This is a genomic window from Mycetohabitans sp. B2 (assembly GCF_021733735.1).
GTDB lineage: Bacteria > Pseudomonadota > Gammaproteobacteria > Burkholderiales > Burkholderiaceae > Mycetohabitans > Mycetohabitans rhizoxinica.
The window spans coordinates 19027-39952 of record NZ_JAHKSP010000062.1 but is presented as its reverse complement, the minus strand read 5'-3'; the positions used below and the strand labels follow the sequence as shown (position 1 = coordinate 39952).

Here is a 20926-nt window from a genome sequence, read left to right as displayed (position 1 = left end):
CCAGATCGTCTTGCCCCGACAGGCGCGCCAGCACCGCGCTCCACGCCGCCAGCACCGTCATAAACAAGGTCGTGCCCTGTTCTTGGCTTAAGCGCTTCAGTGCCTGCGTGGTCGAGGCATCAATACGCACCGGCACCTGCGCGCCGGCAAATGATTGCTGCGCCGGGCGCGGCCGATCGGTCGGCAGCGCCAGCAACACCGGTGCGTCGGCCAGCGTCGTGCGCCAATACTCGCTTTGCGCCTGCAGCCGCTCGCCCGAGAGCCACTGCCGCTGCCACGCCGCATAGTCCGGATACTGGACAGCCAAGGGCGGCAACGGATTCGGCTGACCCCGACAGGCGGCCGTGTACAGCGCGTTCAATTCACGCACCGACACTTCCATGGACCAGCCATCCGATACGATATGGTGCTGGGTCAGTACCAACACGTGCTCGTTATCGGCCAACTGAATGCCGCACGCGCGCAGCAGCGGCCCGTGCGCCAGATCAAATGGTGCGTGCACCGCCTCGTCGCTTAAGCGCGCCAATTGCGCGTCGGCGTCAGGCACGCCGCGCAAGTCATGCCAGGTCATCGGCACGCCTGTGCCCGCCGGTAGCAATTGCACTTGCGGTTGACCCTCGACGCTGACAAATAGTGAGCGCAGCGCGTCATGACGCGCAAACAGCGCATCGAGCGCCTGTTGCCACGCGGCCCGATTCAGCGGCCCGCGCACGCGCAGTGCACGCGACATATGATAGGTGCGACTCACGCCATCAAGTTGCGCGAGAAACCATAGCCGCTGCTGTGCAAACGACAGCGGCAAAGAGCCTTCGCGCGGCACCGGCGGGATGGGGAGCAGCATATCGGTGCCGTGATGCCCTTGCGCCTCCACTGCGGCAGCGAATGCCGCCAGCGTGGGCGACGCAAATAGCGTAGCCAATGGCACGTCGGCACCCAGCCCAGCGATACGATTCAACAGCTGCACCGCGAGCAGCGAATGGCCGCCGAGCGCAAAGAAGCTATCGTGCCGACCCACGCGCTCAACACCGAGCAATTCGGCCCAAATCTCGGCCAGCGTGGTCTCGAGTTCACCTTGCGGCACTTCATACGCTTGGCGCGCGAGCGCATCCGCGTCAGGCGCGGGCAGCGCCCGCCGATCGAGTTTGCCGTTGGGCGTCAGCGGGAAGGCATTGAGCCGCACAAACGCAGCCGGCACCATATAATCGGGCAACCGAGCGGCCACATGCGCATGCAGCGTGCTTGCGAGTGGCGCATCGGATTCAGGCGTGCTGGCCAGGTGCACATCGGCTTCAGCAACGACATACGCGACAAGTCGCGTGTCCTCGCCGTCGCCGCGCGCCAGCACCACCGCGTCGCGCACCTGCGGGTGCTGGGCCAAGCATGCTTCAATCTCGCCCGGCTCCACCCGTTGGCCACGCAGCTTAATCTGATCGTCGATGCGGCCCACATAGTCAAGCCGACCGTCTACCCGCCATCTGCCCAAGTCGCCCGTTCGGTACAGCCGCTCGCCGTGCCCGAACGGGTTGGCGACAAAGCGCTCAGCGCTTAACGCCGGCTGATTGAAGTAGCCGCGTGCCAAGCCCGCACCCGCGATATATAGCTCGCCAGTCACGCCCGGTGGCAACGGCTTGAGTTGCCGATCCAGCACATACACGCGCACGTTCGACAACGGCTCGCCGATTGGCACCGCCCCCGGTGCGTCAGGCACGGCCGCAAACCAGGTCGATGTCATCGTGCATTCAGTCGGGCCGTACTGATTGAACACCTGCACCTGCGTGCCGAGCGTTTGATGCACGCGCGCCACAAGCTGCGCGTCCAGCGCTTCGCCACTCACCAAGATCAGGCGCAGTGCGTCACACAAGCCTCGGTGTTCAGCTGCCTGACAAACGCTACGCAGCAAGCTAGGCGTAATACTGAGCAATGCCGTGACACGCTGTTCATGGAGCACACCCACATAGCGGTGCGGCTCCTTGGCGTGCGCGGTCGGGATGAGCACCACGCGTGCGCCTGCAATCAGCGGGCCGATTAGGTCACGCACCGACGCATCAAAGGCCAGGCTCGCGACATTGAGCACCACCTCCTTTTCGCTGACACGATAATGGCGAACTAAGAAGTTCAGGTAATTGGCTGCGCCACCATGCCGGGTCATCACCCCTTTAGGCTGGCCGGTTGAGCCCGACGTATAGGTTACGTACGCGAGATGCGCAGGCAACACGCCGCTGGGCGGGCGCGTGTCGGGCTCCGCCGCGATCTGCGCCCAGTCGGTATCCAGGCACACGCATGATGCAGCCGTGCGCGGCAACGCCTGCTGCAGGGGCGACTGCGTAACCAGGACCGGCACGCGCGCCTGTTGCATCATGTACGTGAGGCGCTCGTGCGGGTAGCTCGGATCCAGCGGCAAGTATGCGCCCCCGGACTTCAAGATGCCCAGTACGCCGACCACCATCTCGATTGAGCGCTCCACGCATAGCCCCACCACGACGTCGGGTCCAACGCCCAGTGTGCGAAGATGCCGCGCTAGTTGATTGGCCCGGCACTCTAATTGAGCGTACGTGATGGACTGCGCGCCCAACACGATGGCCACCGCCTGCGGCGTGCGCTCGACCTGCGCTTCGAACAGCTGATGCACGCACAGGTGCAACGGACAGTCCTGCTGCGTCGCATTGCAATCGGCTTGGGACGTACTAAGCGGAACTGGCATACTGTAAGCAGACATTTATAATCTTCCATCAAATAAAGTCAAACCGTTTTAGCAGCACTAACCCACTGAACGATTGCCATTGCTTTAACAATCGGCCAGGCAGCAAGAAAATAAAGCTCTACGTTGGCGAGCACCGGTTACATGGCGCTTCGTAGGCATCTCGCCTGCCACTGGTACACATTGCTTTAAGAAACAGCGGGGAGCTTTCGATACCTCCACGTCACAACGAGGCGGCCATATGGCTAGCGCGGAATAACGTTGCGTGTGATATGAGCGTGGTCCGCTTCGGCCTTATTCGATCCGCATCAAGACAAACGCTGTGTTAATGACGCCACCGGACCACCATGCTCGCGTGCCATGAGCATGGTAAGCACGCGTCAACGCGACAACAACGTGGCGAATAGAGTTACCGAGCGAACGTGAGAGGATTGTGCAGCGGAAAAGTTGGACGCACCACGCCTATACAGCGTCACCGGGTGCAAGCTGGGGTACTTCTGCATTGTATTCCCTCCAGACATCACTTTTAGCCAGCAAACGGCGACTACCATGCGCCCGTTCGCTGACAAATCACCTCATTGTACGACTGCCCGCTCACGCGACGCGCCTAAGCAGGAGGCCAAGTTGTCGTGCACCACTTCACAGATAAGGCAACTACGACTATAAGGCGCCTGTTGTGACAAACACAAGCTTGTTACCATCACTTAAACTGACAAATGCTATATAGGAAAAGCGATGAAGCACTCACGACGACAAACGGCAGCGGTCGACTTGCTGCCGCGCAGGGTATGGCGCTCATGAAAACGCTCGATCGCATATTCAAGCGCCACTCCCCCAACCCGTCTAGCTTTTTAGCATGAATCATGCCGCATGACTATTGGGAAGGAAGCGTGCGACTACATCATGCCGGCCAGATCTGGAAATGCCCGGATCACCACAGGCCGAATAGATAAACGCGAGTCGCTAGCCGCCACCAGTCTGCACTTGCGGTTTGCGGGTGGATCATAGAAAGTCCATACTCCCAATCTCGTTGATCGCGGTCACGATCTGTTTGGGCTGCCGCAGCCGCGCCGCCTTATTTCGCCGCGGCCTCTTATGCCGCAATGACAGCCCCTGCTCACGATAGAGCCGGTGAACCCTTTTATCGTCTAATTCCTGTCAATAAGCTTCCTCTCTGTTGCAATGCTTCATAGAGGCCGTCCCATTGTCGTCTACGTGGTCGCAGTGCGCCACAACGTGCCGTTTGAAAGTCGCTACAGCGTTCCGATGTGATTGCCGCAGTGGGACCGCAAAGAGAGTGAAGGAATCGCTGCGGCGACGTAATCAGCCTGAATGAAGTATTCGGGTCTGGCAGTGCAAATAGTCAATCGAATCCACTCTGTCATTGCCTTGAAGTCTGTTTACCCCTTCCACATAGAGAGCAGTACGGTCGCTAATTTGCGCGCGGTGGCGACCATCGCCTTGCGAGCGCCAATGCGAGGAATAAGCGTCAGTGCCCATCGTCTCAGATCGCAGTCCTGCCGGTATCGGGAGATTAGAGAAGACGCCGCTTCGAACAGTAGATGGCGCGTAAGCCGGCATCCTGCTTTCGAAATACCTGCGTTGCGATCGACATTGCCGGATTGATATTTCGTCGGCGTCAGCCCAAGGTAGGGTCCAATGTCACGCACGCTTGAGAAGCGGTCAGGATTATCCACAGCCGATGCAAACGCCACTGCAGTCAGCGAGCCCACGCCGGGCACGGTCATTAAGCGTCGGCAGACCGGACTTGCTTGAGCCACGCGACGGATGGCCTGATCGAATGCATTAATTTGAGTTCCAATATGGCGCAAGCTATCTATTAGGATATCAAGTACGCCTTGTACGAGAGATGAAGGGGGCATGTTTTGCTCGACAAGCCGTTCGAATGTCACACCTTTACCTGCAGGCAGGATGACGCCAAACGTCTTAAGTACGCCCCGAATCGAGCCTGTCAGAATTTTAGTGTGCCGGGGTCATGAGACGATAACGGAAATAACGTTCTATGACCAATGCAACCGTGACCAAGAGTAAGAATGCGAAGGCGCCGAAGCTGTTTCCCGATGAACTGATTGACCAACTGCTGGCGCAGGTGCAAAGCAAGGATGCCGAGTCGATTCTGGGCGAATCGGGCTTAGCCGGGCGACTGAAGAAGCAACTGGCTGAGCGCATGCTCGCGGCGGAACTGACGCACCATCTGGAAAGCGAAGTCGAGCAAGGTAAGGATGGCAATCATCGCAATGGGAGCAGCCCCTAGACGATGATCATGCCCAGCGGCGAACTGAAGTTGGCTATCCCCCGTGCTCGGCAGGCCAGGTTCGAGCCACAGCGGGTGGGTAAATATTAGCGCCGGCTGCCCGGTTTTGACGATCACGTCATTAGCCTGTATGCGCGCGGCATGAGCGTGCGCGAGATCCAAGGCCATTTGCTGGAACTGTATGGCCTTCAGGTGTCGCCCGATCTGATTTCGAGCGTCACCGACGAAGTACTGGCCGAGCTCGAGCAATGGCAGCAACGCCCGCTCGAGGCGATGTATCTGATCGTGTATTTTGACGCGCTTCGATTGAAGATCCGCGACGAAGGCACAGTCAAGAACAAGGCGGTATACCTGGCGCTGGGCATCGGGGTCGACGGCCGCAAGCAAGTGCTGGGTTTGTGGATCGAGCAAACCGAAGGCGCCAAGTTCTGGCTGAAGGTGTTCAACGAGTTGAAGAACCGCGGCTTGCACGACATCCTGATCGCGGTGGTCGATGGTTTGCGCGGCTTTGCTGAAGCGATCGAGGCGGTGTATCCGGCTGCGCACATCCAGACCTGCATTGTTCATCTGATCCGCAATTCGCTGAAGCTGGCCAGTTGGAAAGAGCGCCAGCCTCTGGCTGCCGCGATCAAGACAATCTATCAGGCCGCCACGGCCGAGGCAGCGGCAGCGGCAGCGGCGCTCGACGCTTTTGCGCACAGCCAGTGGGGCCGCAAATTCCCTACCGTCGCGGCCATGTGGCAGCGCCAATGGGAACAGGTCATACCCTTTTTCGCCTATCCGCCCCAGGTGCGTCGAATCGTATATACGACAAACGCTATCGAGAGCATGCACATGCAGTTGCGCAAGATCGTCAAGAACCGCGGCCACTTTTCAAGCGATAAAGCGGCCAACAAACTACTGTATCTGGCCTTGCGCAACATCGAAAAGGATTGGAAGATGCCACCTATTATCTGGCGGCAAGCCGTCAACCAGTTCGCGATCCTGTTCGGCGACCGATTCATTTGTGCCATCAGCTGAGATTTTTTAACCAACCTCAGTACACAGAATTTCTGACACCTCCATTACCCGAGAGTAACATCATCCCCTGAGGCAACACGCGCCGGCACCAATGGATTCGTGTCCGCCCAATCCGGCAATGTGTTGAAATCCAGCACCGTACGAGAGGCCAAAGACGCCTCACCCAGCGCGGAGCGGCCCACTGCATCCGCGAGCACAATGCTCTGCGCCGCATCCGCAAGGATATGCGCGAGCCGTTCACCCCGTATACGCTGGGTCCTTGCTTTAGCTCAATACTGCAGTGTCGTGCAGTGCCATGCTGGCTCTTCGCCTAAAGCATAACAAACAGAGTACTTTTATTTAACTACCTATTGTAAAATCAAGGCTTTTATTTATCCCGCAGCATAATAAACCGAAATGGAGCCACGTTCATGAGTCAAAAAGCTTCTCAAACAAAATTTAAACCTTATACACGCCAATCCATTCAACAAGCGCCTCAGTGGGCAACACTTCCCGAAAATCTACGTGAAGCAGTAAAAGTCATTTCTCGCGTTCTCCCATTCCGGACCAATCAATATGTTCTAGATACACTTATTAACTGGGAGCGTGTGCCAGATGACCCGATTTACCGCCTGACCTTTCCTCACTCAGATATGCTGCCGGCCGATGAATATGCAACGCTTCGGGACTTAGTGCTCATTAAGCAAGACGAAGCAGCCATCGAAAATGAGGTTAGAAAAATCCGCATGCGGATGAATCCGCATCCAGCAGGACAAATGACACACAACGTCCCGATTTTAGACGGCAAGCGAATGCACGGCCTTCAGCATAAATATAAAGAAACGGTCTTGTTTTTCCCCAGTGCGGGACAAACTTGTCATGCTTATTGCACATTTTGCTTTCGCTGGCCGCAATTCGTCGGCATGGAAGGCCTGAAATTCGATGCAAAAGCATCGAATGAATTAGTCGCCTATCTGCGGCGGCACACAGAAGTCACCGATGTGCTGATCACTGGTGGTGACCCACTCATCATGAACACGCGCTCGCTAGCAGATTACATCGAACCGCTGCTCAGCCCTGAACTAGCCCATATTCAAAATATCCGTATCGGCACCAAATCCGTTGCTTATTGGCCGCAAAGATTTGTAACAGATAAAGATGCTGATGATCTTTTGTGGCTTTTTGAAAAGGTTGTCAATGCCGGCAAAAATCTTGCTGTAATGGGCCACTACAATCATCCAGTCGAATTACGTCCAGATATCGCACAAAAAGCCGTGAAGCGCATCGTGTCATCTGGCGCCACGTTACGGATGCAATCACCTTTAATTCGTCACATCAATGACGATGCAAAAGCATGGGCTGAACTTTGGACGACGGGCGTTCGATTAGGGGCAATTCCTTATTACATGTTCATCGAGCGTGATACAGGCCCGCGCCAATACTTCCAGCTCCCTTTAATTAAATCCTACGAAATTTTCCAAGCAGCTTACCAGTCCGTCTCAGGTTTGTCTCGGACAGTGCGTGGTCCTTCAATGAGCGCTTTTCCGGGTAAAGTTGTCGTTGATGGTATCGCAACGATACAGGGTGAAAAAGTGTTTGCTTTGCAATTTTTGCAAGCACGCAATCCGGATTGGGTACGCAGACCTTTTTATGCAAAATTTGACCCGAACGCAATGTGGCTTAATGATCTGACTCCTGCGTTTGGCGAAAAGCGTTTTTTCTTTGAAGAAGGGATCTCGCCAGAAATAATAGAGAAATCGTCAGCCGACACGAAGCCAATCGTCATGTTGGCTTCCCATCCATTAAAGTAGACGTTGTCTACTTGCGCTCTTATTTAGCGAGATGGTGGTTCAACGGGGCCGTTATCGGCGTGGGCGTGGGCGTGGCCTACCCGTCCCACCTTCTCTACAAAAGACCACGCTGGCGCGGCGCGCCCAATACGGCGCCACGCGGCACCCTCTCGTCGTGTCAACTCGCGGCTTTCCGACCCCGTCTGCGAGCGGCCGCGCGGACGTCGGTCACCATCACAATGGCCTCGTTCCATAAGTGCTACAGTGCCTCTTGCTGCGTGAGCGATAATGCCGATAGCTTCTTGCGCATGCGCATAGCGCGATCCAGCGCGCCGGTGCCGCCTTCGGCCACCCAATCCACGAGTCAACAATTGAGCAGTTGCGCAAGCTGTGCCAGCTGGTCAAGTCCAGGTAATATTTTGCCGCGCTCAATTTGCGACAGCGAGGCCTGCGCCAGTCCCGCCGCTTCCGAGCGCTGCTCCTGTGTCAAGCCACGCAGCCTGCGCTGACGCGCGACGGCTTGGCCTACCGTCCGCGCCAATTTGCTGCGCGGGCCATTTTCCTGCGTCACCTGCCCTTCCCGTTAAACTGGAACAGTGAGTGTGCTGGCAAATCCCATGATGCTGATGGTGACGCTGGCTGACTTAATCCGAGCGATTGCGTGCGTCACGACACTGGACCGGCGTATGATGTGTCACTGGATTCATGCCAGCGAGTTTCCCGAACGGGCGCAGCGTCCACCAGCGACCAGCAAGCTGGATCCCTATTGAGGCTATCTTGCCCAGCGCTGACGTGAAGGCTGTCAAAATGCGGCGAGGTGATATTGGGAGATCGTGAGCCGAGGACTCAGCGGTAGTTGCGGCATCGTGCGCCAAGCCCTCCAACCTTGGCAACAAACCAGTACGCCCACGCAACATGTATGCGCCGCGAGCGGTGCCTTGCACTCGCCGCGTAGCTGCGGGTTACTGAATCAGGGGGCACAGCGTCATTCACCGACGACAATAAGCGGCACATCGAGCGTTTTGTTCCACAACTCGGCGAGCGCTTTTTTGATAGCACATCCTGTAACATAGCTTTGTTTAGCGACAAATCCACCATCGCGCCTAAGCCTCACGCACTCTTCCTCGAGTTGCTTCAACCGGCTTAGCGCCGACGGGCCTGGGCCCCATACTTCTGCCGCCAATTGTAAAATGTCACATCTCTGATGCCCATCTTGCGGCATACCTCAGCCACCGGCGTACCCAGCCCTGTCTGCTTCAACGCGAACGCAATCTGTTCTTCAGTGTACGGGCTCTTCTTCACGACATGACCTTCTGCTTGCCAAGGTAGCACCATCATGCCGGATTTTTTATTTTTGCATGGCCCAGTTTTTGGCCAGCCTCACAGACTTTCTACGGTAAAGCGACCGGCAGCCGGAGCGCTGGAATGGGGATATCCGTGGCGCGCTCGACGATTTCGTTCAGAGGTGCCCAGTGCCGAATAACAGGTTATCCATGCGCCAACGAGCAATACCAGGATTTCTATAAGGGTTTGTAAACGGCTGGGGCAAGCAGCGGCAATCCGAGCTTAGGCGTCTTCTTGAAGGCAATTACGGCACTCGCCTTCAATCGCGCAAACTAACAACACTCACAGGTAATTTTTTCCTTTCTGCGCCGCGCCGCCGGTGAAAACCGTCAGTCAATTATTTTTAATCCAGTGGTTGGCTCGGCTGTCGGCGCGTTAAGGTATAATGGATAACCTTGTAGGGCCGCCGGTCGTCGTAAAGAACTAGCTGGCATTGTTTATGCGCACACACGGTAGAAGGCAAAAAGCTAAGCGATGTTTGATCATCGAAAGTGACCACTATCCCGGCCCCAAGTGGTTAGTCTGCAATCAAGCTTGCGCGGTGGGGCTATATATAGGGTGCTAACTTGGATGATGTCGCAACGAATGAAGGAATATTTGCGGCAAGCGCAAGAGCATGGCCAGACACGGAAACCTCAAGATACAGGGTAATAGAAGAAGGAAATTGTTCAAATAGAGTCCATGCCACCAAGCGCTTCGTCTATCCGAGGCGTAGGCATAGGCGTGCAAGCGAGTTGACTCAGCCCGCGTCTGTCCGGGGTATCTTTAACTTAACATAGGGAATGAACATGGCGACATACCAAGAGTTGCGCGCTCAAATTGAAAAGCTTGAAGCGGAGGCAGAAGCCTTACGGGCGCGAGAATTGGAAACGGTGATCGCACAAATGCGTGAGAAGATCACCGAATTGGGGATCACGGCCGAAGATTTATTTGGGCGTAAGCGTCAAGCTCGCGGCACTGCCCATGCGAAGCAGCCGGAGCCGAAATACCAGAATCCCAAAACGGGTGAGACCTGGAGCGGTAGAGGTCGGGCGCCGTCATGGATTGGAAAGAATCGCGAGCGCTTCTTAATCCAAAAATAAGGTGGAGCGGCATGTTGGTGAAGGAAGCGAATGTGCCGCTGTAGTCCGCGTTAATTTTTGCCGCACCCGCAAGGCTAGTGGCAAAAATCTCGTTGTGGCACCGGCTTAACCCGGTGCACCGCTGTTGACGACGGCAACGAGCACAAGTCCTGTCTGATGCTGTGGTAATAAACGGCTTACGGGTTTGACCTGCTAGCGAACGCGAGCAATGGGTGACGACCTCGCCGAAGATGCGTGAAGTCTGCCTGCATTTGCTTGCCAAGCGCCGTTTCAAATCGCACCACTGGCTCGGGCTCTTGTGCTCGATACGCATTGATGAATGGCTTAAGTTGCGTCACGCCGTCGGCATAGCCCAACTTTTGCATCTCTCGGTGTCATACCATTGCCGCAATCCAGTGCGGGCGAGCAGCCTCGATGCGCTCGCGCAGAGAGTCTTTGCACGAATCGAGCTTCGCCGCTTGCGCTTCGCGCTCCGTATCGCCACGCCTCGGCCTCACACAGATACCGTCGCACGGTACAGCACGAGCAGCCCAGCTGCTTGTCTATCTCCCGGGTCCGTACGCCACGACTCGCCAATACCCTGGTTTCTAATGCTTGCTCCTGGGCCATCATCGTCGGTGGGCAAAAAACCACCCTCTTCGCCCAGCAAGCAATTTTTGCCCGACGCCCCAAAGCACGCGATTGTACAGACCGCCAAGCGGCTCGGATTGATATGCGAGTGCGCTTATGCGGTAAGCTGGACGGGCCTTTATGCCATCTGAGAATGAAGAGGAAATGATGGCTTTTCGCGAGCGTGTGAATACGTCCATAAAGGAGGCAAACGATACGCTCGATGATACGCTGTCATTCGTCGCAGAGTCGAATAAACACATCACAGCGATGACGGAAGGTAAGCGGTAAACAGGTAACCGACAAGGTATGGGGCGCACTCAAGAGCGTTACCATGGAAAATGAGTCCGAGCGCGGCACACGCCGCGGCGCGCTAGGCTAGCATCAAGCCCGGCGCAGCATGGATGACTGACGGCGATAAGCCGTACAACGATGTCACCGACACCCATTAGCTGGTGCAGCTGGGCTGCTGGGCGCACGCGCGTCGCTACAGGATCGGGGCGAAAGAGAACCTGCCGAAGGCGCAGCGTGGTCGCGATCATCCCGCCAGCGAATTCATTCGACTGTCGAGCGGCTGTTTGAGATCGAATCGCGCTGCGAAGACAGGTCGCCGGAGAATCGGTTGCTCGCAAGGCAACGCCAGAGTCGTGTGGTCCTCGGATAAATCGAGGCACTGCTTCTGCGTCAGTTGCACGCCGTGTTGCCGCAAAGTGCCTTCGGCAAAGCACTGCACTACCTGCAAGGTCAATGGTCGAAGCTGATTCGCTACGTCGAGAACGGCGCCTGGCCGATCTCGAACAATGCTTGCGAGAACGCGATCCGGCCATTGACTGTCAACGTCGGTTAAAAAAACCGACTTTGCTTACGGTACAGTCGCCGGTGCGAATGCCGCCGCCAGCCTGTATTCGCTGATCGAAACCTGCAAGGTAAATCGCCTTGAACCGTATGGCTATCTCGTCGCACTGTTCAGGGCCATATCACTGGCAAACACTGCCGACGAGTACCCTGCCCTGTTGCTGTGGAGGGCGCACCTCAACACACTGACGCATGGCAGAGCGCCCGCGCAAACCACGATCCATTGGCGCAACGAAGAACTATCAGGTAGCGATAGTGACGACATAGCTTCCAAAAACGCCATTTATGCGTGTGATCGCTGTTCGATTAGCCTGAGTCTGTTATCCTCGCGGGGGCAAAGATTCGATAGACTATCGCTTCGCCCGGCCCACGCTGACGAGCCATGCTGTTCACAACCCGACGCCAGGAATTTCCGAAATGGAGCAGCACGCCTCGTCGCCGTGCCGTCATGATTATTGGCAAGCGTGGCAACGGTAATTGCCAAGCTTTGAGGTGATTGAGGTGAACTCATCGTGCCATATGACGTTATTGACCACACCCGGGATGTTTGACGTGGTCGCAGAATTTTGCGTGTCGCTATATGGGCAAGAGTGGCTCAAGGGTAAGCGCGGTGTCAGAAAGAACTGTCTTAACGTAGGAGGTTAATTTTAAATAGGGAACGATACTGCCAGCGATATCGTGTGCAACTCGGATGTCGACAGTATCGTGACAGGGTTACGAAAAAATAGAGGTGCCTGGTTTTGTAGCCGGGTAAATTGTCCGCTTGTTAGCATAACGGACCGGCTTTTTTCATGTTTCAAGACATGCGGTGCATCCCTAGCCGGTCATGATCGACGGAGACAACATGACATCTAGTCTAAGTACAGGTGCCGCCGAGCAAGTCGCGGCTGTGCCATTCCTCTCCAAGGAGCGCATTGTAGCGAGGCCAGGCTTCAACCGCTGGCTGGTCCCTCCGGCTGCCTTGGCGATTCACTTGTGCATAGGCATGGCTTATGGCTTTTCGGTCTTTTGGCTACCCTTGTCGCAGGCCATCGGCATGACCCATCCCATGGCCTGCGGCCCCGAAATCGGCTTCTTGCAAGAGTTGTTCGTCACGCATTGCGACTGGAAGATCTCCACGCTGGGATGGATGTATACATTGTTCTTTGTGCTGCTTGGCAGTTCTGCCGCCATTTGGGGAGGCTGGCTGGAACGAGCCGGTCCGCGCAAGGCTGGCGTGGTCAGTGCACTATGCTGGTGCGGCGGCATGCTGCTTTCCGCACTCGGCGTCCACCTACATCAGTTCTGGCTGATGCTGCTGGGCTCCGGCGTGATTGGCGGTATTGGTCTGGGTCTCGGGTATATCTCGCCAGTCAGTACACTGATCAAATGGTTTCCAGATCGGCGAGGCATGGCTACCGGCATGGCCATCATGGGATTTGGCGGCGGCGCGATGATTGGCTCGCCGCTCGCCACCGAACTCATGGCGGCCTTTGCTACGTACGAAGGAGGGGGCGTGACGCAGACGTTTGTCGCTATGGCCGCAATGTACTTTGTATTCATGATGAGTGGCGCGCTGGCCTATCGCGTACCCCCGCCCGGATGGGCACCCGCTGGCTGGAAGTCCACTAACGATCGGGCAGATGGCGCCATGGTGACTCAGCACCATGTCCATGTGAAGAGAGTGTGGGGTATCCCGCAGTTCTGGCTTGTTTGGATGGTGCTTTGCATGAATGTCTCGGCCGGCATCGGGGTTATCGGCATGGCCAGTCCGATGCTGCAAGAAGTCTTCGGTGGACACCTGATTGGCCAAGCCATGTCATTCTCTGATCTCAACAAAAAACAATTGACGTCAATAGCGTCTTTGGCGGCCGGTTTTACCGCGCTGCTAAGTTTGTTCAACATCGGTGGCCGGTTTGTCTGGGCCAGTCTTTCCGATAAGTTCGGACGCAAGCAGACTTACACCATTTTCTTCGTACTAGGCATGCTTCTATATGCCAGCATTCCGTCGAGCATCACTGCCGGGTACTTGATACTCTTTGTTGTTGCTGTCTGCGTCATCGTCAGTCTGTATGGTGGAGGGTTTTCCACGGTGCCGGCTTACTTGGCCGACCTGTTCGGCACTCAATTTGTCGGTGCCATCCATGGCCGACTACTCACAGCTTGGGCCACCGCCGGCATTCTTGGACCGGTCGTCGTGAACTACATGCGCGACTACCAGCTTGCTCTGGGCCTGCCGCGTGAGCAAGTGTACAACCAGTCGATGTATATCTTAGTTGGCATGCTGTTAGTGGGCTTAGTTTGCAACCTTCTGATCAAGCCAGTGCACCCGAAATATTTCATGAGCGAGCAGGAACTCGCGGAGGAGAAACGCGTGGCGCACCCTGCGCCACCCATGTGCGAGCTGTCTGCCGAAACGCCCACCATGCGGGCGTCTGGCAGCAGTACGCTGGTCGTGCTCGCTTGGGTCGCGGTTGGGCTGCCACTCGTGTGGGGCATCTATCGCACGATGCTCAGTGTTGTGGCACTCTTCCACGGCTAGTGCTCGTCAGGTTTGGCCCGTCATGAAGCACTACCGCTGCAATCGATACATCCGTGCGATTGCACGGGGGCCACAACATTGGTCTGGCGAACGGTGTGGCACTGGGTTCATGGTGGTGGAATCGGTTGCAACATTTGCAGCAACGCCTGTTAGAGCAACCGATACCGATCCGTCACTGTCGGGATGCCTAGCTTGCGCTCACCTGCGCCTGGCTTGGGGATTGTCACCCATCGCGCCGGCCCCGGCTGATACGTCCGCCGCAACCGCGGCTCCCGTATCACCAGCCAAGCGCTCACCAGAGGGTACAACCTCACTTCATTCGCGATGGCCAACTGAAGGCGGGACCGACACCCATAGGGGTGTACCCATGCTGGGCACACCCCTCAAAAAAAAGCACGGCTAGCAGCCGTGCATCCATTCGCGGTCCGGAATCGTCTGGCGCGCTCCGTAGCCCGCGTCTCTCAGGTTCCAACTCCACCCTCTCTATCGGGATTTACCGCCCAAAATTTAATGTATCAGTGGTTTGACGCACTGTAAAGAACTGATTTTGGGATTTTAACCCCGCGGCCTCTTGCGAAAAGAGGTGGTCGGCGCTTCTGGCGTTCACCCTAAAAGCGATTGGCCGCCTTTGACACGCTATCGGTAACCGATTGCGACGGCGCAGTGTTCTTCAAACCGTGCGCCTTAAAAAATGCCCTATCCTACCGTCATAAAAGCGAAATTGATGCTTACGGCACCGGGCGCCGGGTACTCGATCAACCGCGTCTTTGGATAAATAACACGGCGACAAGAAGATCTGAGACGGACGCTCGGCTCGCCGTACGCAGACCGAAGTGCCAGCGAATAGAAATAGCCCGTCTTCCTTCATGCTCGACGGGCACTTCGCCCTGCAGCGTCAGCGCAAGCGGATCGGACAGCCACACTGGCTCAGCGCTGGAAGTCATGGACAGACCCGAGATTGAGTCACTGCGTAAGTTCATCGAGCGCGGTGCGGCATTACACCAGCCGTTGCGGGTCGCCGAGATTGTCGGCGATTAAACGGTCGCGATAGTGCATCTCGGCTCACGCGTTCAGTTGCGCATACAACTTGTCGTCCATCTACAGCGATGGATTCATTTCATCGATCTCCCGCTCGTTCAACGCCACACGCAGCCGTGGGCATGCCGGTTCCCCGACATTCTTCATGCTCTTGCGCAGATCGAAGAGGAGCGTGTCGGCGATTGGACCACCACGCGAGGTCAACACGAGCAGGTAAGGCGCTGGCGAGAAAACGGGGGCCCTTCCTTGATCGAAGGTATCGCGGGTCACTTGGATGCTGTTCATAGCGACTCCTCAATTGCAGTCCAATCAAAACATCTTAGATGGCGGCTAATGAAACACCTTTCGCCTACGCGAGCCGTTTTATCGGTTTCCGTGGACAGTCCGGCGCGCCACTTCGCCGGCAACCCGCCGGATTCGTAGTAAGCGCGTCGCGCCCGTGGCGTCGGCGTCAGAATCACGGGTATCGACATTGCACACCAGTGAGGATCCGGAATGTCTGACAGATTTTCAGTCCGCCATTGCGAAGCAAAGCCGCCGATCGTGGCCGACTCCGCCGACGCGAAACCGCAAACGGATCAACGCAAGGCGACTCACACTGCCAAGCGTGCATCCGGCAATGGCCGATTGTCCGGGCTCAGCGCGAAGCCTGCCTACCGATCCGATGCAGCTCGCTGCCCCGAAGCAACCCGTCGCGACCGCGCCGCACCCCGGGCAGCGGCGCCGCGCGTGTTTGTCAACGGTACGCGAACGCCAGGCGAGCCACGCTTCAGTTTCGACATTCAAGACAATCCTTTCTGGCAAGCCAGCGAGAAGGACCTGAAATAACGGCATAGGGTCCGCCCGCTATGTCACGCCGTTTTCAGTCGATACCCGGGCCGTTACATTGACGAATGCACGCCGCTCCTCACGCGACGTCACGCCGAACTTCTCGTGATACGCGTTGGTAAAATGAGCAGCCGAAGAGAATCTGCACGCCAGTGCTGATCTGCCGGACTGATTTGCTGGTGCGCTGCCATGGGATCTTTGCCTTCGCCGGCCGCTGCTCAAGGTCATACTTCGACAGTATCGCCGCCAGATATTGATAGCACAGCCGCTCCTCCCCGATTGACCCTAACCCAATAGCCGGACAACTGGCCGGCGAGCGCCAGGACAGCCAACGGTGGCCGTGAAGGCCACCGTGCTGGCGTGCAGCATCCGTTTCACCTCGTTACTGTACGCAGGTAACGCGCGACGCAGCGCCGAGGGCAAAATCATGCGCAAATACAGCGTTAGTTGCGGCATGCCATAGGCACGCGCGGCCCCGACTTTTCCATACGGTGTCATCCGGATCGCACCGGCGAAAATTTTCGTTGTGTACGCACACGTATTGAGCCCAAACGCCAGCACCGTACAATGATATCCGCTGCGGAAGAACGCATCGAGCCACTCGTGAGACCGCACGAACGCGAGGCCGTAGACACCGGTACAGATTAATGACAGTTTTACGTATAGCGGTATGCCGCGAATCCCGTACGTAGACACGCCCACCGGGATCGAGAGCCAGCGATTTGCCAACACGTGCACGACCAGCAGCGGCCCGGACAACGTGAAATCGATGGCCAGCGACGCGGCGATCAACCACGCGATCACCGCCCGGACGAACAACTGACGCCCGTCGCTATGCAGGTAGGCGAGCGGATATTGAGCCAGAATCTCGATCATCGCTGGACCCGTCGCACGCCAATCGAATATCGGCGCTCAAGCCGATGCAGCATCACCAGGTATCATGGCCCATTCGCCAACCGTGCCGACGACCAGCACGACGTCGACACGCAAAGTCCTGCGCATGTCTGTGCGGGCGGGCGAAATCGCGCATTGTCCTGCACGCACGGTAACCGTGCAACGATAATAGCTAGTTTTTAAGAACGCAAATAACAGGATGACCCTATCACTGCGGGCCCGCCTCCGCGCATTGGTCATGCGCGTCACGATCGGGCAGAAGGACGTGTCACGGCGTGGCCGCACTGGCCACCAAGCACTTGCCGTGGCGTTCGCGGCAGCGCTGGCGCTGCACGCGTCGGCTTCGTGCGCCGGGACGCTCGCGTGCGCAACGCCCGACCGTGCGCACGGCCGCGCGGCGATCGGTCTGGTACTCTCTGGCGGTGGCGCGCGTGGCTATGCGCACCTGGGCGTGCTCAAGGTGTTGGAAGAAAACCGCATCCCCGTGGATTGCATCGCCGGCACTAGCATGGGCGCCGTGGTGGGCGGCTTGTACGCGAGCGGCATGAGTGCGACAGACATGCAGGACCGGCTGGCAGGCGTGAACCTGACGGACATTGCATTCGACGTGCACCAACGCGCCGAGCTGCCGCAATCGCAACGCGAAGACGAACAATCGTATGCCAGCAGCCTGACACTGGGCGTCAGCAGCGACGGGCTGAAGTTGCCACGCGGTCTGGTGCAAGGCAACCGGCTACAAGCGCTGTTGTCGGATTGGACCTCGACGTTGGCCGGTGACCTGTCGTTCGATAAGCTGCCGATTCCGTATCGAGCGATCGCGACCGAGTTGCGCAGTGGCCAGATGATTGTGCTGGATCATGGCTCACTGCCGCAAGCGATCCGCGCCAGCATGGCGATGCCCGGGCTGTTCGCGCCGACTGACGTCGACGGGCGCACGCTGGTCGACGGGGGCTTGGTCAGCAACCTGCCGGTGGACACGGTACGCACGATGGGCGCGGACGTCGTGATCGCCGTAGACGTCGGCTCGCCGCTACGTCCGCTCGATGCACTGGCGACGCCCGCAGACGTGATGCAGCAGATGATCGGCATCCTGATCCGGCAAAACGTCGCGCAACAACGCTCGCGGCTGGTCGCCGGCGACGTGCTAATCCAACCCGATCTCGGTTCCCTGACCTTCACCGATTTCGCGAATGCGGCACAGGCGATTGAGGCCGGCGAGGCGGCGGCCCGCGCGGCTCTGCCGCAACTACGGCATCTGGCGCTGGCGCCCGCCGACTACGCCGCTTACCGCCGCGCACACGCCGCCCCGCCACCGCGCCCGATACGCCTGACGCAGATTGACATCGAGTCGGTCGGCGCAGTGCCGGCCGCACGGATCCGCAACTATCTGCATGTGCGTCCGGGCGACCTTTACGATCCACACCAGCTGAACAAGGACCTGCTGACCTTGTCAAATTCCGGTGACTTCGAGGACGTCACGCAGAAGCTGGTCGAACACGGCGACGAACACCGGCTCGTGATCACGGCGCGACAAAAGTCATGGGGGCCAAACTTCCTGCTGTTTGGCCTAGGCTTGTCGAGCAGTTCAACCGATGAAGGCGGATTTCGGCTGCATCTGGGCTATCGCCGACCGTGGCTGAGCCCGGCGGGACTCGAGGGACGCGTGGACACCACGCTCGGCAGTGACTTGATCAGCGTGCATGGTGAGCTGCGCCAGCCGCTGTCCAGTGCATTCGGCTACTACGTGGCGCCATATGTCGAGTACATGAGCCGCTACGCGAACCTCTATAGTGACAACGTCCGCATTACCCGCTTCCATCTGCAAACCAAACGCGCCGGCATCGATTTCGGGCTGCCGCTCGCGCGACTCGGCGACTTGCGCATCGGGCTCGCGTATGCGCACGGCTTCACATCGCCGCTGTACAACCTGCCGCTGGACGAAAGCGGCACACAGCTGGCGTTCCCGGACGCCTATGGCCGGCAGTTAAGCATGCGCGCGCGACTGGTCATCGACCAACTCGACGACTCGCAGTTCCCCCGCAGCGGCTACTATACGGAGATCAAGGCCGAGCGTTCGCTTGCCAGCAGCGAGGACCGCATCACTGAGCTATACGGCAAGGCAATGGCTGCAGTCTCGTTCGAACGACACAGCGTCAACGTCAGCATCGAGGGTGGCAAAGACATCGGCGGCACTAACGTGATCAATCCGCTCGGTTTCACGCTGGGCGGCTTCCGACACTTGTCCGCGTATGCAGCCGACCAATTGTCCGGCACGTCGATGGCTTATGCTCAACTCACGTACATGAATCAGTTGGCTTCGTTCAACACCGGTCCGTTCCGCGGCTTGTTTGCAGGCGTCACGGCGGAAATGGGTAACGTCTGGAACGGCTTCAACGACGCGCTGGACAGCGGGCCGATGAAGCGCAGCGTGTCGCTGTTCACCGGGCTGACCAGCTCATTCGGGCCGGTCTATTTCGGTGTCGCGCTCGCGCCGGGGGGACGTCGCAATGTGTATTTCCAGTTCGGGCACGTCTATTGATCCGCGAGCGGTGGCAGTGGCTGTTAGCTGTTAGCTGTTAGCTGTTGGCTGTTGGCTATTGATTGTTGGCGCCTGGCACCAACGGTCCGAACATGTAGGCGCTCCTGTCACCGGCCAACTCGGTTTAAAGGGCGTGCCGCCGAGCGACTGAGGGGGCGCCACAACGATATAGCCACGGTGTGTTGCTGCGTTGCGGGCAAAATTGTCGAATTTTCGACTTACTCCCATGCCACCTTGCTGAATTGATATCCTCTGCCACGCACGGTCTTGATCCGTTGCGGGTTGGCCGCATCGTCGTGCAGCTTGCGCCGCAGCTTGGAAATACAGCCGTCGACCGTGCGATCCACGCCGTCAAAACCGATGCCGCGCAGCTGACGCATTAAGTCGTCGCGGCTCACGACCTCGCCGGCACAGCGCACCAGCGCCCATAGCAAGTCGAACTCGGCTGAGGTGAGATCGGGTACGCTGCCATCAGGCAGGCGAATGCTGCGCGTGGCGCGGTTAATCTCGAATTTGCCTAAGATGAGGCACTCCGGCTCAACACTCGTCTCGCCGCCGAGCTGCAGCCCGCGGCGCAGCAGCGCCTTGATCCGCGCAAGCAGCACGCGTGGCTCCACCGGCTTGTGCACATAGTCATCGGCACCGAGCTCTAGTCCCAACACCTCGTCGAGATCCTCATCCCGGGCCGTCACCATGATGATTAGCCCATCGAACTGTTTGCGCGCCTCACGGCATATCTGGAAGCCGTCCTTGCCGGGCAGGTTCACATCGAGAATCACCAGGTCGGGCCGACGCGCGAGAATCGCGTCCAATGCGTCGTTGCCGTGCAGCACGATATGCACGTCATAGTCGTGCTTGCGCAGGTAGCTGGCCACCAGCGCAGCCAGGCGACTGTCGTCTTCGATCAGCAAAATGCGTGAAACCATGATGGAGCCGCTCAATGGCATGGATGTTTCGCGCGCATTCTACGATACAACTCGATATTTCTCTGCGCATTTCGAAAGGAATACCAGCCACTCGCGGCTAAGATCGATGTCGTCTTCACCGTTTCTTTTTCGTTGTTCCGTCTCCACCGTTTCATTACCGCGCCATGTCCGATCGGTCTTTCGCGTCCGCGCTGCCCGGTGCGCGCGAGCTCGTGCTGAACAGCCTCCGCGCATGATGCCCGCCTTTGTCAGGATGACTGGCGGCGCCGTCGCGCTATCTGGACGGCATAGCCCATTCCATCGCACGGATCAGGTGTGCCGCGCGCATCGCCTATCCCAGAGAGCGCGCCGCACACCGGTGGTGGCGGCCTCGAACTCCACGTGCGCTCGCTCGTGTAGTGGAACGAGACGACGCAGTGGCTCGCGCAATGCTTCACTCAGCCAACCACCGCGCTGGTGCGTCACTGCTCGGCGATGCTGGAACGCGTGCAACGGCCGTTCCTGGACCGCAGCTGTACGTCGGCGCGC

General features: G+C 57.9%; 12 protein-coding genes and 6 pseudogenes. 9 read left to right on the top strand and 9 right to left on the bottom strand.

The annotated features are described in order from the left end of the window. The 3 genes and pseudogenes from KPG66_RS14505 to KPG66_RS14495 form a co-directional block, all read right to left on the bottom strand. Window positions 1-2716: pseudogene (locus KPG66_RS14505) on the bottom strand (amino acid adenylation domain-containing protein); the annotation flags it as partial. A gap of 987 nt (window positions 2717-3703) precedes the next feature. Further along, a pseudogene (locus tag KPG66_RS14500) lies at window positions 3704-3841 on the bottom strand (IS3 family transposase); the annotation flags it as partial. 257 nt (window positions 3842-4098) lie between these two features. Further along, a complete protein-coding gene (locus tag KPG66_RS14495) occupies window positions 4099-4662 on the bottom strand; it encodes an IS110 family transposase (protein WP_336886364.1) in 564 nt (187 codons plus the stop codon). Between the two features lie 59 nt (window positions 4663-4721). Between KPG66_RS14495 and KPG66_RS14490 the strand changes: the two are divergent. Together KPG66_RS14490 and KPG66_RS14485 are read left to right on the top strand one after the other, a co-directional pair. Continuing rightward, a pseudogene (locus KPG66_RS14490) lies at window positions 4722-5993 on the top strand (IS256 family transposase). Between the two features lie 410 nt (window positions 5994-6403). Next, window positions 6404-7783, top strand: a complete 1380-nt coding sequence (locus KPG66_RS14485; protein WP_237071266.1) for a KamA family radical SAM protein — start codon at window positions 6404-6406, stop codon at window positions 7781-7783. Window positions 7784-8126: 343 nt separating this feature from the next. Here KPG66_RS14485 and KPG66_RS14480 read toward each other — a convergent pair whose 3' ends face one another. Then, window positions 8127-8333: a helix-turn-helix domain-containing protein gene (locus tag KPG66_RS14480; protein ID WP_013428361.1), complete on the bottom strand. Its 207-nt coding sequence runs from the start codon at window positions 8331-8333 to the stop codon at window positions 8127-8129. 31 nt (window positions 8334-8364) lie between these two features. Between KPG66_RS14480 and KPG66_RS14475 the strand changes: the two genes are divergently transcribed. Then, window positions 8365-8532 (top strand): hypothetical protein, encoded by a 168-nt coding sequence (locus tag KPG66_RS14475; protein WP_162145563.1) that lies wholly within the window; start codon window positions 8365-8367, stop codon window positions 8530-8532. 274 nt (window positions 8533-8806) lie between these two features. Here KPG66_RS14475 and KPG66_RS14470 read toward each other — a convergent pair. After that, window positions 8807-9064 (bottom strand): annotated as a pseudogene (locus tag KPG66_RS14470) (transposase); the annotation flags it as partial. Between the two features lie 830 nt (window positions 9065-9894). Here KPG66_RS14470 and KPG66_RS14465 point away from each other — a divergent pair. The 4 genes from KPG66_RS14465 to KPG66_RS14455 all read left to right on the top strand — a co-directional run bounded on the left by KPG66_RS14465 (window position 9895) and on the right by KPG66_RS14455 (window position 14173). Further along, complete coding sequence (locus KPG66_RS14465; RefSeq protein ID WP_041754940.1) at window positions 9895-10188, top strand: H-NS histone family protein; 294 nt, start codon at window positions 9895-9897, stop codon at window positions 10186-10188. A gap of 1306 nt (window positions 10189-11494) precedes the next feature. Beyond that, window positions 11495-11644 carry an IS66 family transposase gene (locus KPG66_RS14460; protein ID WP_237071265.1) on the top strand — a complete coding sequence of 50 codons (150 nt, stop codon included), beginning with the start codon at window positions 11495-11497 and terminating at the stop codon, window positions 11642-11644. Continuing rightward, complete coding sequence (locus KPG66_RS17630; RefSeq protein WP_332415721.1) at window positions 11628-12104, top strand: transposase domain-containing protein; 477 nt, start codon at window positions 11628-11630, stop codon at window positions 12102-12104. Before KPG66_RS14460 ends, KPG66_RS17630 begins: the two co-directional genes overlap by 17 nt. 392 nt (window positions 12105-12496) lie before the next feature. Continuing rightward, complete coding sequence (locus KPG66_RS14455; protein ID WP_237071264.1) at window positions 12497-14173, top strand: OFA family MFS transporter; 1677 nt, start codon at window positions 12497-12499, stop codon at window positions 14171-14173. Window positions 14174-15271: 1098 nt separating this feature from the next. Here the strand turns inward: KPG66_RS14455 and KPG66_RS14450 are convergent. Then, window positions 15272-15496 (bottom strand): N-succinylarginine dihydrolase, encoded by a 225-nt coding sequence (locus KPG66_RS14450; RefSeq protein ID WP_237071263.1) that lies wholly within the window; start codon window positions 15494-15496, stop codon window positions 15272-15274. A gap of 210 nt (window positions 15497-15706) precedes the next feature. Here KPG66_RS14450 and KPG66_RS14445 point away from each other — a divergent pair, with 210 nt between their 5' ends. Further along, entirely contained in the window at window positions 15707-16039 is a 333-nt protein-coding gene (locus KPG66_RS14445) for a hypothetical protein (RefSeq protein ID WP_237071262.1), read from the top strand. A gap of 60 nt (window positions 16040-16099) precedes the next feature. On the opposite strand, the pseudogene KPG66_RS14440 reads toward KPG66_RS14445, so the two are convergent. Then, window positions 16100-16334: pseudogene (locus tag KPG66_RS14440) on the bottom strand (GlxA family transcriptional regulator); the annotation flags it as partial. A gap of 35 nt (window positions 16335-16369) precedes the next feature. Then, window positions 16370-16915 (bottom strand): annotated as a pseudogene (locus KPG66_RS14435) (ABC transporter permease subunit); the annotation flags it as partial. Window positions 16916-17132: 217 nt separating this feature from the next. Here KPG66_RS14435 and KPG66_RS14430 point away from each other — a divergent pair. Then, window positions 17133-19472, top strand: coding sequence for a patatin-like phospholipase family protein (locus KPG66_RS14430; RefSeq protein ID WP_237071261.1), 2340 nt, complete (start codon window positions 17133-17135; stop codon window positions 19470-19472). Between the two features lie 218 nt (window positions 19473-19690). On the opposite strand, the gene KPG66_RS14425 is transcribed toward KPG66_RS14430, so the two are convergent. Further along, entirely contained in the window at window positions 19691-20398 is a 708-nt protein-coding gene (locus tag KPG66_RS14425) for a response regulator (protein ID WP_041754659.1), read from the bottom strand. Between the last annotated feature and the right edge of the window lie 528 nt (window positions 20399-20926).

Coding starts and splice junctions, on each gene's coding strand:
- KPG66_RS14485 (WP_237071266.1), top strand. CDS start 6,404: ATGAGTCAAAAAGCTTCTCAAACAAAATTTAAACCTTATACACGCCAA.
- KPG66_RS14465 (WP_041754940.1), top strand. CDS start 9,895: ATGGCGACATACCAAGAGTTGCGCGCTCAAATTGAAAAGCTTGAAGCG.
- KPG66_RS14455 (WP_237071264.1), top strand. CDS start 12,497: ATGACATCTAGTCTAAGTACAGGTGCCGCCGAGCAAGTCGCGGCTGTG.
- KPG66_RS14450 (WP_237071263.1), bottom strand. CDS start 15,496: ATGAACAGCATCCAAGTGACCCGCGATACCTTCGATCAAGGAAGGGCC.
- KPG66_RS14445 (WP_237071262.1), top strand. CDS start 15,707: ATGTCTGACAGATTTTCAGTCCGCCATTGCGAAGCAAAGCCGCCGATC.
- KPG66_RS14430 (WP_237071261.1), top strand. CDS start 17,133: ATGACCCTATCACTGCGGGCCCGCCTCCGCGCATTGGTCATGCGCGTC.
- KPG66_RS14425 (WP_041754659.1), bottom strand. CDS start 20,398: ATGGTTTCACGCATTTTGCTGATCGAAGACGACAGTCGCCTGGCTGCG.